General features: G+C 70.9%; 10 protein-coding genes. 4 read left to right on the forward strand and 6 right to left on the reverse strand.

The genetic code is table 11. From position 1 onward, the window contains the following. Positions 1-1,086: 2-oxoacid:acceptor oxidoreductase family protein (locus tag ABH925_RS32310; RefSeq protein WP_370153817.1), on the reverse strand; the 1,086-nt coding region annotated here is incomplete at its 3' end. 142 nt (positions 1,087-1,228) lie between these two features. On the opposite strand from ABH925_RS32310, the gene ABH925_RS32315 reads away from it, so the two are divergent. Then, on the forward strand, positions 1,229-1,834 hold the full coding sequence (locus ABH925_RS32315) for a hypothetical protein (RefSeq protein WP_370153818.1): 606 nt from the start codon (positions 1,229-1,231) through the stop codon (positions 1,832-1,834). Positions 1,835-2,782: 948 nt separating this feature from the next. Here the strand turns inward: ABH925_RS32315 and ABH925_RS32320 are convergent. Beyond that, complete coding sequence (locus ABH925_RS32320; RefSeq protein WP_370153820.1) at positions 2,783-3,766, reverse strand: LuxR C-terminal-related transcriptional regulator; 984 nt, start codon at positions 3,764-3,766, stop codon at positions 2,783-2,785. Positions 3,767-4,050: 284 nt separating this feature from the next. Here ABH925_RS32320 and ABH925_RS32325 point away from each other — a divergent pair, with 284 nt between their 5' ends. The 3 genes from ABH925_RS32325 to ABH925_RS32335 all read left to right on the forward strand — a co-directional run bounded on the left by ABH925_RS32325 (position 4,051) and on the right by ABH925_RS32335 (position 7,149). Beyond that, the gene (locus tag ABH925_RS32325; RefSeq protein ID WP_370153821.1) at positions 4,051-4,596 is read left to right on the forward strand and encodes an SDR family NAD(P)-dependent oxidoreductase; all 546 of its coding nucleotides are present in this window, start codon (positions 4,051-4,053) and stop codon (positions 4,594-4,596) included. A gap of 143 nt (positions 4,597-4,739) precedes the next feature. Continuing rightward, entirely contained in the window at positions 4,740-5,375 is a 636-nt protein-coding gene (locus ABH925_RS32330; protein WP_370153823.1) for a TetR family transcriptional regulator, read from the forward strand. Between the two features lie 247 nt (positions 5,376-5,622). Then, complete coding sequence (locus ABH925_RS32335) at positions 5,623-7,149, forward strand: MFS transporter (protein ID WP_370153825.1); 1,527 nt, start codon at positions 5,623-5,625, stop codon at positions 7,147-7,149. 204 nt (positions 7,150-7,353) lie between these two features. On the opposite strand, the gene ABH925_RS32340 is transcribed toward ABH925_RS32335, so the two are convergent. The 4 genes from ABH925_RS32340 to ABH925_RS32355 form a co-directional block, all read right to left on the reverse strand. Next, complete coding sequence (locus ABH925_RS32340; RefSeq protein ID WP_370153827.1) at positions 7,354-8,070, reverse strand: TetR family transcriptional regulator; 717 nt, start codon at positions 8,068-8,070, stop codon at positions 7,354-7,356. 252 nt (positions 8,071-8,322) lie between these two features. Further along, positions 8,323-8,931, reverse strand: a complete 609-nt coding sequence (locus ABH925_RS32345; protein WP_370153829.1) for a TetR family transcriptional regulator — start codon at positions 8,929-8,931, stop codon at positions 8,323-8,325. 72 nt (positions 8,932-9,003) lie between these two features. Continuing rightward, positions 9,004-10,968, reverse strand: coding sequence for an NAD(P)/FAD-dependent oxidoreductase (locus ABH925_RS32350; protein WP_370153831.1), 1,965 nt, complete (start codon positions 10,966-10,968; stop codon positions 9,004-9,006). Then, positions 10,968-12,629: an NAD(P)/FAD-dependent oxidoreductase gene (locus ABH925_RS32355; RefSeq protein ID WP_370153833.1), complete on the reverse strand. Its 1,662-nt coding sequence runs from the start codon at positions 12,627-12,629 to the stop codon at positions 10,968-10,970. The genes ABH925_RS32350 and ABH925_RS32355 overlap by 1 nt, the downstream gene beginning before the upstream one ends. Positions 12,630-12,685 lie beyond the last annotated feature (56 nt).

The raw sequence follows: 12,685 nt of genomic DNA on the forward strand, positions 1-12,685 counted from the left end.
CATCGCCTGCAACAGATCCGCCTGCTCGGTCTTGGTCGGCAACCCCGTCGACGGACCACCACGCTGGATGTCGATCACCAGCAACGGCAACTCCAGCGACACCGCCAATCCGATCGTCTCCGACTTCAACGCCACCCCGGGACCCGACGTCGTGGTCACGCCCAGCGCCCCACCGAACGCCGCACCCAACGCCGCACCGACCGCCGAGATCTCGTCCTCGGCCTGGAACGTCCGCACCCCGAAATTCTTGTGCCTGCTCAGCTCGTGCAGGATGTCGGAGGCCGGAGTGATCGGATACGAGCCCAGGAACACCGGCAGGCCCGACCGCACCCCCGCCGCCACCAAGCCGTACGCAAGCGCCAGATTCCCCGAGATGCTGCGGTAGGTGCCGCTGGGGAAGGCCGACCTGGCCGGGGCGACCTGGTAGGAGACGGCGAAGTCCTCGGTGGTCTCGCCGTAGTTCCAGCCGGCCCGGAAGGCCTTGATGTTGGCCTCGGCGATCAGCGGCTTGCGGGCGAACTTCTGGGTCAGGAAGCCGGTGACACCCTCGGTGGGGCGGTCGTACATCCAGCTCAGCAGGCCCAGCGCGAACATGTTCTTGGCCCGCTCGGCGTCCTTGCGGGCCAGCCCGCTCTCCTTCAGCGCCTCCACCGTCAGCGTGGTCAACGGCACCCTGTGCACGCTGTAGGAGTCCAGGGAGCCGTCCTGCAGCGGGTCGGTGGTGTAACCGACCTTGGCCAGCGCCCGCTTGGTGAACTCGTCGGTGTCGACGATGATCTCCATGCCCCGTGGCAGGTCGCCGATATTGGCCTTCAGCGCCGCCGGGTTCATCGCCACCAGCACGTGCGGGGCGTCGCCGGGGGTGAGAATGTCGTGGTCCGCGAAGTGCAGCTGGAAGCTGGACACACCGGGCAGGGTGCCGACGGGGGCCCGGATCTCGGCGGGGAAGTTGGGCAGTGTCGAGATGTCGTTCCCGAAGGTCGCGGTCTGCGCGGTGAACCGGTCACCGACGAGCTGCATGCCGTCTCCGGAGTCCCCCGCGAATCTGATGATCACTCGGTCGAGCTGTTTGACCTGCTTGCTCACCGGCCAAGACCCCTTCTCGCTTCGGCGGGTAGCCGTACGTCCTCACCGAGGGCGCACGGAAGGCTGTGCCTGTGCCTGCCCCGAGGATAAACTCACCATCTGATGATTTCAATGGGCAGTGAATTGAGATGGGGAGGTGCTGATGGCCGGTCATCGGGACTGGGAGCGGCGGCTGCCACGGGCGTTGCGGCCGCCCGCGCTGTTCGGGGACGGTACGGCGGAGCACGCCGAGCACGTGGTCACGCCCGCCCTGGCGCTCTTCTTCCTCGGCTCCGCGCTGGTGCTGGCGCCCTGGACGGCCTGGCTGTTCCTCACGCTGCCGCCGGCCGCGGTCGCCGCGCACTGGAACCTGGCCTGGGGCGGTTTCGACGCCCTGATGATCGTCGCCTTCATCGGCGCCGGGGTGCGGATCCTGCGGGTCTCCGCCCGCGGTGCCGTGGTCACCGCGGCGGCCTGCGCGCTGCTGGTCACCGACGCCTGGTTCGACGTGATGACGGCGTCCACGCGCGACGAGCTGGTCGAGGCCCTGCTGATGGCGGGGCTGGTCGAACTGCCCATGGCCGCGCTGTGCCTGCGGACCTCACTACGTGTGGTCGGGCTGCTGGAGCAGGCGCGTCCCCATCTGCTCCGGGCCGGGTTCACCATCCGCCACGGCCGGCTGGTGCCCCCGCCGGACTGGGAGCGGACCCTGGTTGGACGAGGGGTCGACCCGGGCCCCGATCGGGGGTCTGACCAGGGGGTCGACTGACCCGCCTCGGGGGTGCCGCAGGGCCGCCCGGTGGTTCGGACGGCAAGATTCCTCACATGTTGAAATAGGGTATTGCTGCGGCATCGCATGATGGCTTACTGTCAAACCGCTCGACGTGGTTCGAGCGCCGGTTTCGGTCTCGGGGGAGTACCGCCGAAGCGTCATGAGCATGTTGTTCCGCGGCAGGGCACCGGCATTCCGGATCCTGTGCCGCACCCCGTCCCCGGGGCCTCCTGGAATTTCCCGTACCGGACGCCGTCCGGTACGGGTGGATTGGTCTCCCATTGCGGGGATGCGGTCGATCATCGGGGGTGCTGTGAGTGAGCGCGACTCCAGAACGACAGCCATGCGAGGAATCCGGATGCGTGCCGCGCGGTATTCGCGGCGGCCATTGCGGCGGGTTCGCCTGATGACTGGCTGACGGTTCTCAGGAGCGGTGTTTCCTGGTCGGTGCGGTGCCGGCGCCTCTGTCGCGACTCCTGTGGCAGAGGCCGGACCGACGTTCCCGGCTTCAGCCTTTTTGGCCTGCGGGAAACCTTATTCCACGACTGAATTGCCGATTGACAGGGTTTTTTGATGTAAAGATTCGTATACAAATCGGCAGCAAACTGCATGGCAGGTTCCTGGTGGAGTGAATTGTTGGCAGGGTTTGACTTCCAATGCTTGGCTATAGCCGTACTCACCGGCGCCGCAGGGGCTCCGGCCGAACACCGGGGAATCCGGTGCAAGCAGATCGGGGAATGGTTGTGTCCATTTCGCACCGCACAGTCGTTGTTGCCCTTTTCGCCACCCTTGCCCTCGCCGCCGTCCTCGCATTGGGGTGCCTGTCCAGCTCTTCGTCCTCGTCCTCGCCGACGCGTCCCGCACCGCTGGGCCAGGCGGACAACATCTGGCCCGAGGGCACCGCGTCTTCGGTGCCGACGCCCACGCCGAGCGGCTGACGGAGCATCAGAGCAGGCCCAGCTTGGCGGCTTTGACACCTGCCTCGAACCTGCTGGTCGCCTGGAGCCGATCCATCAGCTCGGCGACGATGCGCCGTTCGGTGCGCACGCCGATCCCGAGTGCGCGGGCCGCCGCCTCGTCGGTGATTCCGGAGGCGAGCAGGTGCAGCACCTCCCGCTCCTGCGGCGTCAGACCGCCGTCGGGTGCTTTCACCGGCTCGCCGAAAGGGGTCGCGTGCTGCCAGTACGCCTCGAAAAGGGCCTGGATGGCCTGCACCACCGGAGGGCTGTGCAGCATCAGGGCCCGCTGCTGCCCGGCGATGGACGGTGCGGGGATCATGGCTGTGGCGCCGTCGATGACCAGGATCCGCATCGGTAGGGTGGGCACCGTGCGGGCCTCGCCGCCCCGTGCGATGTGCCACTCCACGTTCTCCCGGGTGGGCCGGTCCTTCCTCATGCTGTCCAGATAGATGGAGCGGAAGTGGACCCCCCGCCGCAGCATCGGCTCGTTCAGTGGCTGGCCCGCCGCGATCGCCTGCGCCGGCAGCGCCCCTTCGGGATGGAAGGCAAGGCTCTCCCTGGTGCAGCTCGCGCAGAGCGAGGCCAGCCGGGTGCGGATGGCGTCGATCCCGCAGAGGTATTCCGTGTCGCCCGCCGCCCCGGCCTGGCCCTGGGCGGCGAACTCCGCCGCCAGCGAAGCCAGTGCGGCCCGGTTCTGCTCGATCCGCTGCTGACGCATCGCCAGTTCCTGCTGCTCGCGCTGGACCAGGACCTCGATGCCCAAGGCGGGGCTGACCGCGCGAAGCCGGTCCGGCTGCTCCCAGGAGGGGGCCAGCAGGGTCATGTCGATCAGTTGCTTGACGGCCGCGTCGGCCTGGTCCACCGGGATACCGAGGCGTTCGGCGAGCACCGCGGGATCCGCCTCCCGGTGCAGCAGGACTGCCCGGTAGACCGCCAGGGTCACCTGGTCGAGATCGGTGAAGTCAGACACTGGACGATTCCGTTCCCCCGACCGGAGCCGACCGCGTTCGCGACCGGCGCGTAACTGTCGCGCCAAGACTACTCGGCTGGCCTGAATCGGCTTATGAATGTTTGGTCCCGGAATCCGGGTTCCGGCGCAGGTCCGCCGACCGTCGGGCAGGAAGATGCACGGCAGCTTCCTGGCAGCCGTACACCTGGTTCCCGCTCACCCGCGCGTGCTTCTCTGGTTGTGCGCCCATCCGGACGGATTCCGTCGCCCATGGGCGTTCCCCGGTCTCGGATTGGAGTACCGCCATGTCCGACACACCCGCGTTGTCCTCGCTCACAGCGCTTGTGGTCGACGGTGCGACCGGTCCTGGACGGATCGTCAGCATACGGCTCTCGGCCGCCGGTCTCCGGGTCGCGGTGGTGACCGTCGAGGAGGCCGTGGGCGCGACCTACCTGTGCAAGGAACTGGCCGAACTCGGCCTGACGGCACTGCCGTACCGGGTCTGCCCCTTTGACGCGGACGACGCGGAGCGTGTCGTGTCCGAGGTCACCGAGGACCTCGGACAGGTCGACATCCTGGTCGACCTGCTGCCGGAGGACGGCTTTCACGAGCCGGCCACCGCCCTGGGCCGGGCTGTGCTGAACGGTATGGCCGTCGCGGGGCACGCCGGCCGGGTCATGGTGCTGCGCGGCGCGAGCCGACGGCACTGGGAGACGGTGCTCGCCGAGCACCCGTCGCTGTCCCTCGATCTGATCCCGGCACCCGGTGCGGCCGTCGACGGCGACGTGGCCGACCGGTCGGGGCTCTCCACCGCCGAGGCGGTGCTGTTGCTGCTGGGTATCCAGCCCTGACCGCCGGTCGCCGCCCCGGACCGGCTGAACCGTTCCGAACCGCCTGAACCGCGATGAACCGCTCCGCGATGAACCGCTCTGCACCGCTCAGATCCGCTGTCCGACTCCGGCGCCGGCCGGGGCATTTGCTGAAGGAGTCCGGGATGAACGTCACCACGAACCGAAACAGGCCCACACCTCCGCAATCCATCGAGGACATGTCCGCGGCCGACCGGGAGGAGGCGGCCGAGGTCCTGGTCTCGGCGGCGCGCGTGCTCTTCACCGAGCGCGGCTACCGGCAGACCGGCTTCGACGACCTGGCCGAGTGGGCCGGCCTGGCGCCCCGGCTGGCCCGGGAGCTGTACCCGGACAAGGCGGCGGTGTTCGGCGCGCTGGTCGAACGGACCGTCAGGGTCGCCGGGATCCTCGGCCCGGTCATGGCCGAGGGCGTCGACGAGGACCTGCCGGCCCGGCTGGCCCGTACCTACCTCTCGCTCTGGGAGCCCAGCCCCGAGGGTGAGTCCCCGCTGATCGAGCTCTACCGGGTCGCGCTCTCCGACCAGGAGGCCTCCCTCATCGCGCGGGACCGGGTCTCGCTGATGCTCAACAGCCAGATCGACCGTCGGCTGCCGAACCCGGACGCGGTACTGCGCACCTCGCTGTTCGGCGCGCAGGTGGGCGGAACCGCCTTCGCCCGGCACCTGATGCGGATCGAGCCGGTGGCCTCCGCCCCGCTCGACACCGTCATCGAGGCGATCGCCCCGGCGCTGCGCCGCACCCTGCTCGGCAGCGAGAGCTGATCGCCGACGAACTGCGACGTCCTCGGACCCGCCGGTCACGAGGGTGTTCGCAGCTCCGCACACCAACTCGACTGGGGTGGTTGACGATTGACATTCAACTCAACAAGCGTAGACTTCACAAGGGAATGAATTACTCCTTCGGGAAGCGGCCGCGACGCGCGAGTCGCAACGGCGGCGCGGCTCGCCACAACTGACGGATGGATCCGCCGGTCGCCTCCTGCTCCTGCCCTCGCAGAAAGGCACCACCATGACCATCTCCTCCTCGCGCGACGCCGCGGGGCCGACCGATGCTCCCGAGGTTCCCGGAGCCGAGGCCGGGTCGCCGCCAAACCCCAGGCGGTGGGCGGCGCTTACCTTCATCGGGCTCGCCCAGCTGATGATCGTCCTCGACATGACGATCGTGAACATCGCCCTCCCCTCGGCCCAGAAGGCCCTGGCCATCTCCGACGGCAACCGGCAGTGGATCATCACGGCCTACACCCTGGCCTTCGGCAGCCTGCTGTTCCTCGGCGGACGGATCGCCGACTACACCGGCCGGCGCCGGGCCTTCATGATCGGCCTGATCGGCTTCGCCGGCGCCTCCGCGCTCGGTGGCGCCTCCCCCAACTTCGGTACCCTGCTTGCCGCGCGCACTCTCCAGGGGATGTTCGCGGCGCTGCTCGCGCCGGCCGTGCTGGCACTGATCTCGGTGAACTTCACCAAGTCGGACGAGCGGGCCAAGGCCTTCGGCATCCTCGGCGCCATCGCGGCCGGAGGCGGGGCCTTCGGCCTCATCGTCGGCGGCACCCTGACCGAGTACCTGGACTGGCGCTGGTGCCTGTTCGTCAACGTCCCGATCGCGGTCGTCGCGGCCTTCGGCTGGTACACCCTCCCCGCCGACCACCGCGCCGCGGTCCGGGCCCGGTTCGACCTCCCCGGAGTGGTCCTGGTCGTGGCCGGACTCCTCGCCGTGGTCTACGGCTGCAGCGAGGCGGAGAGCAGCGGCTGGAGCTCCGGCAAGGTGATCGGCCTGCTGGTGGCCGGCGTGGTACTGCTCGCCGTGTTCGTCGTGGTGGAGAGCCGGGTCACCGAGCCGCTGCTGCCGCTGCGGGTGCTGCTCAACCGGACCCGCGGCAGCGCCTACCTCGCGGTCGGGCTGGCCATCGTCGGCATGTTCTCGCTGTTCCTCTTCCTGACCTACTACGAGCAGGTGGTCCGCGGGTACTCGCCGGTGAAGACCGGCTGCGCCTTCCTGCCGCTGACCGCCGGTGTGCTGGCGGGCGCCGGGGGGATCTCCCGCCGGCTGCTGCCCAAGCTGCCGCCGCGCGCCATCATGGCGCCGGGCCTGCTCTTCGGCGCGATCGGGGTGGGCTGGCTCACCGTCCTCAGCCCGACCACCTCGTACGCGGGGGTGCTGCTGCCGGCCCAGTTCGTGATCGGCCTGGGCATGGGCCTGGTGATGGCCCCGGCGATGAACTACGCCACCTACGGCGTGGATCTGCGGGACACCGGCGTCGCCTCGGCCAGCGTGACCACGATGCAGCAGATCGGCGGTTCGATCGGGATCGCGCTGCTCAACACCATCGCCACCAGCGCGACCACCTCCTACGTCGGCTCGCACGCCAAGAGCCCGGCGCTGCTGGGGAACGCGCTGACGCACGGTTTCACCACCGGTTTCGGCTGGGCCGCGGGGATCCTCGCGGTGGCAGTCGTCCTGGTCGCGGCGCTGATGAACACCCCGGCGCCGGACCCGAATGCCGCGTCGGACGGCGCACCCGCCGTCCACATGGGCTGATCTCCTCGGGCCCCTCCCCTCGGAGTTCAGCCTCGGGCGCGCGGGAAGCCGCACCGACGGGGGCGCGGTTCTCGCGCCACCGTCGGTGCGGCTTCCGGCCGCGCCCGCACTGCGGGAACTCGACGCGGGGACTCGACGCGGGAACTCCACAGGCGGAAGCCCCGGGCATCGAGGCCCGGGGCTCTCTGCTGGGGTGCCGGTCCGTCAGAGGTCGAGGTCGGCGAAGTAGCGCTCCAGGACCGGGATGGAACGGCCGAGGAAGTCCTCGAAAGGCATCGACGCCAGCGGCTCCAGCCGGAGCACGTGCCGGATCACGCAGAGCCCGGCCAGATGCGCGGCCGCCAGGGCCATCACCACGTCGGTCTCCGGCGAGTCCTGGCAGCCGGTCACCTCCTTGAAGTTCGCGGTGGTGGCCTGGAACCGGGCCTGGACCAGGTCGGAGGACGACTCGTCGGCCAGACCGGTCCGGTAGATGGCGATCATCGCCGGGCCGGTGGTCGGGTCCTCCCAGTAGGAGAGGTACGCCCGGGCGTACCAGAGCGCCGGGTTGGCCCGCAGTGCCTCGGTGCCCGCGTCGGCTCCGGTGCCCGGCTCCCCGGAGGCGGGCATCGAGTCGAGGATCGACGAGGTGGTCAGGGTGGACTCGATGGCGGCGCGGAACACGCCGTCCTTGTTGCTGAAGAAGTGGTGCACCAGGGCCGGGTCCACCTCGGCCTGCTCGGCGATGCCCCGGATGGTGGTGCCGCCGTACCCCTTGGAGGCGAACAGGCCCAGTGCCGCGCCGAGGATCTGCTCCTTGGTGCCGCTGTCGCCCGGGCGGCGGCCGCTGCGGGCCGGCAGGTCACGCCCGCGCCCGGCCGGTTTCCTGGACGGGGCCTCCGCGGCCTGCGCGGCGCGCCGGCCGGTGCGTTCGGAAGTCATGGTGGATCGCCCTTCGCGCAGGTAATTCATGGCCCGTAGAATAAAAAGCTACCACGCCGGCCGGGGGGTCGGGAGGCCCAGGCGGAAGCCCGGGCTCCGAAGTCCGGATGGCCCCGGAAGCCCGGAGGTCCGGAAGTCTCGGGCGGTGTCCGGGGTCGGGGCGGCGGTCGAGGCCACGAGGCACCGCAGTGCCCGGTCCCAGGTGGGACCGGGCACTGCGGGGATCGGACCGGATCGGCTGCGGTGCGTGCGTCACCCGGCCGCCGGGCCGAGCAGTTCGTGTCGCAGCGACGGCGCGATCATATCGAGTACCTGTGCCAGCGGGGCCGAGGCCAGCGGCTCGATGCCGACCAGATGGCGCATCATCGCGGTACCGCCGAGGTGCGCGCCGAACACCGCGGTGCGCAGCGGCGCGTCCGGCGTCCCCAGCAGCGTGTCGACCTGCCCGTTCAGGCTTGCGGTGATCCGCTGCCGGAGCACCCCGGAGGCCTCCCGGTCGGACAGGGCGATCCGGTAGATCTCGACCAGCGGGGACTCCTCCCCGGCGTTCGACTCCCACAACGTCAGGTAGGTACGGGCCAGTCGGGCCGGCAGGTCGTCGTCCACCCCGTGGGCCAGGTCGGGGCCGAGCAGCCCGGCGACCTTGACGGTGCGTTCGATCAGCGCGCCGAAGACCGCGGCCTTGTCGGGGAACAGGGTGCGGGCGGTCTCCGGGTCGAGGCCGGCCAGCTCGGCCAGGTCCGCGAAGCCGGTCTGCCGGTAGCCGCGGTCGGTGAACAGCGTCCGTCCGGCCGAGACCAGGGACTGGGCCGCCTCCTCCCGCGCTTCCGCGGCCTGGCTGCCGTCGATGGCGAGTGTCATGTGTGTCCTGTCTTCTCGCTGGGACGTCGGAGCGTGAATCCGGCCTTGTCGGTGCCGGGACCGGAGCCGGCGTCAGCCCCGGGTAAGTGCGCGCCGCACCAGTGGCGGCGCCGAGCGCTTGGCCCAGAGCAGTACCTTCAGCCGCTTCGGCGGGGTGAAGTTGTAGTAGCGGTCCTGGGGGTCGCCGAAGCCGAACAGCGGCGGCAGGAAGGACGCCGAGGCGAGCTGGGCGAAGATCCGGTCCGCCGCCTCCCCGGGGGCCAGCCGGTCCTCGGACACCTGCCGCAGCACCCGGTAGGCGTCGTCGAAGAGCACCGCGAAGCCGGGGTAGACCGGGAACCAGAAGCCGCAGCCCCGGTACTGGTCCACCTGCTGCCACTGGCCGGGGGTGCCGGGCCGGGCCAGCGCGTCGTTGCGGGCCCGCTTGAGCGAGAGCGCGGCGAACATCGAGTGCAGCAGCCAGACCCGGCAGAAGGCGTTCCAGAGCCGGAAGTCCACGGTTGCCGCGAGCGCCATCTCCAGCAGCCGGTCGTTGTGCTCGATCAGCTCGGCCTGGAACGACTCCAGCGGGCGGAAGTGTGCGGTGGACCAGTCGTTGCTGCGGTGCGCGGACAGCAGCGCCACCGCGGCGGCGTGCACCAGCTCGGCGGTCATCGTCACGTCGCGGGAGAGCACCAGGTCGTTGCGGCCGGCCGAGCGGTCCAGCAGCAGGAAGCCCTCGCCGACCGTGCGGGTCGCGCCGTACTGCCACTGGTCGCCGCCGCTCCACGGGCGGACCGCCACGGCGGTCTCGAACTGCCAGGCCAGTTCCGGGAACCGGGCCGTCAGCCGGTTGAACTCCTGGGCCGGGGAGAGCGTGGTCTGCGGCCAGATCTTGGGGTCCAGGCTCACCGCGACGCTGGTCACCAGCGCGTTGCCGGGCACGTGGTTGTTGAAGGTGACCTGCTGCACCCAGCCGCCGGGGAAGACGAAGTGGGTGGTGCCGCCGCTCCACGGCTTGCCGCCGACGCCGGGGACCACCTGCCGTTCCAGCGGCAGCACCCCGCGCAGGTGCGCGGTCAGCACCCGGGACGAGTGCCGCAGCGACTGCAGCACCGTGGCCGGGCCGAGCCGCTCCAGCATCGGCGCGTCCTGGCCGGCCATGTCGACGACGAAGCGGGCCCGTACCGTGCTGCCGTCCGCCAGCTCGATCCGGAAGTCGCCCGGGCCGCCCCGTACGGCGGTCAGCGCGGACCGGCCGGCGGGTATTCGGGCCCCGTGGGTGACCGCGGCCCGGTGCACCCAGGCCTCGATGTCCGGACGGAACAGGTGCGACTCGCCGTGCTCGCTGGGGACGTTGAACTGCAGCAGGTGGTTCGGCCGGACCCGGCGGCCCGGCTCGCTGTAGACGAAGCCGATGCTCTTCTTGACCCCGGAGGTGGACCGGACCTCGGTGGGCAGCTGCCCGAAGTGGCCCAGCGCGGACAGCTCCGGGACGTCGAAGCGCCGCGCCAGCAGGTCGAAGACCTCCGCGGTGTACGGGACGGTGCTCTCCCCGGCCGGGGTGGACGCGTCCTGCGGCGCGTCCACCAGGACCACGTCCACCCCGCCCTCGGCCAGGACCGCGGCCAGCATGCCGCCGCCCAGGTGGGCGCCGAGCACGGCGACCTCGTGCACCCGCTCGCGGTCCGGGGCGCCGGAACGCTCGGGCCGGTCGTCGAGCGGCTCGTCCGGCAGCGCGGAGTCGCCGACGCCGACCGCCTGCGCCCCCTCCCACCAGGCGCCGGCGGCGGGGGCCGCGGGCGCGGTGGCACCGGGCCGGGCGGTGGCGCCGGAGGTCGTGGGCGTGGCTTCGGTGCCGGGGGTGGCGGCCGAGGTCGGCCTGGCGGTGGTGGCCGCCATCGCGGCCATGGCCGCGGCGGGCTTGGCGGCGGCCCTCGCCGCGGTCGGCTTGACGGTGGTCGGCCTGGTAGTGGGCTTGGCCGCGGGGGCCTTCGGGGACGGGGCCGCTGCGGCGGTGTCCGTGGGTTGTGGGTCCGGCATCTGGTTCGCCCCCATCACGCGCTCCTCTGGAATCGACTGCGCAGGAACCCTCCGAGCGCGCTGCTGACGATCGCTCCGGTGTCCGGGTCGGCGCCGGTGTGCGCCCAGCGGATGGTGCGCAGCATCCGCGCCGGGTTGGGGTTGTAGAAACGATTCTGCGGATCGGCCAGGCCGAAGGCCGGCGGCGCGAAGGACTCGTCCTGGAGCAGGTCCAGCAGGGCGCCGGTGGCCCGGTCCGGGCTCATCAGGCCGCTCTCCACGTCCCGGCAGGCCGCCCAGGCCGCCTCAGTGATCTTGTTGAAGCCCTGGCTGGCCGGGAACAGCGCACCGGGGTGCGGCTGGGACTCCAGTTCCCGCCAGATGATCGGGTCGCCGCTGCGCTGGAAGCGGACGTAGGCGTCCTGGGCGTTGAGCGTGCCCAGCACCGTGCCCAGCGCCCACATCCGGAAGGTCATGTTCCACAGCCCGTAGTCGCGGAACGAGGTGAAGGAGCTGGACACCACGTCGTCGTGGGCCTGCACCAGGCCCTGCTGCAGGGTCTGCACATGGGCGAAGCGCTCGGCCGAGAAGTCGTCGTCCCGTGCGGCCTCGATCAGGCGCCAGGCCAGGGCGTTGACGATGTCGGTGGTGTTGGTCAGACCGCGCGAGTAGAGCGCGTCCACGAAGCCGGCCGCGTGCGAGGTCAGGCAGAACCGGTCGCCGACGACCTGGCTGGAGGAGTACTGCAGCCGGCCGGTGGACACCCACGGCCGGGCCGCCTTCGCCTGCGCGAACTGCGGGGCGATGTCCGGGAACCGCTCCAGGAACCGGGCGAACTCCTGCTCCGGGGACAGCTCGCCCTTGGGGTGCACGCGCGGGTCCAGGGTCAGGCCCACGCTGCACAGCTGGTTGGTCGCGGCCTTGTGGTTGTCGAAGGGGATCACCCAGAGCCAGCCGCCGTCGAAGATGTGGTGCAGCGTGCCCTGGTGCCAGGGGCTCGGGTTGTCGTGGCTCGCGGCGGCCGGGCAGTCGTCGTACGGCTTCACGCCCACCATGTGGGTGAACAGCGCGCGGGAGTGGGTGCGCTGCTGCGGGATCGCGTCCCGCAGGCCGAACTTGGCCGCCAGCGGCGAACTGTGGCCACCGGCGTCGACCACGTAGCGGGCCCGGATCTCCGGACCGCCGGCCACCGCCAGGGTGACCCCGGCGCCGTCGACCTCGACGTCGGTGACCCTGCTGGCCAGCCGGGGCACCGCGCCGTAGCGGACCGCGACGTTGAACATGTAGGTGTCGGTGTCCTGCCGGAACATGTGCGACTCGGTCGACAGCGCCGCCGGGATGACGAACTGGTTGATCTCCCGGGGGTCCTGCGACCGTCCCTCGCGGTGGTAGACGAAGCCGAAGTTCTTCTTCTGGCCGGTGTTGGAGGACACCTTGCCGCGCATCGTGGAGAAGTGGCTCAGGTTGGCGATCTCGGGCACCCGGTAGCGGGCCGCCAGGATCCGCAGCATCACCGAGGTGTAGGGGATGGTGGACTCGCCCACGGCGAAGCGCGGGTGGGTCCCGGCGTCGACCAGGACGGTGCTGACCCCGTTGCGGGCCAGGATGGCGGCCAGGATCGAACCGGCGATGCCGGCGCCGAGGATGGCGACGTCGTACGGGGGGTGATCGGGTCGGGGCTGTGCGGGCGTGGGCATGGCCGGGCCTCCAGGTCTGGGCTGGCTGTGCGGTGTACGGGTGCGCGGCGTGCGGT

The organism is Streptacidiphilus sp. EB129, from assembly GCF_041262645.1.
Classification (GTDB): domain Bacteria; phylum Actinomycetota; class Actinomycetes; order Streptomycetales; family Streptomycetaceae; genus Streptacidiphilus.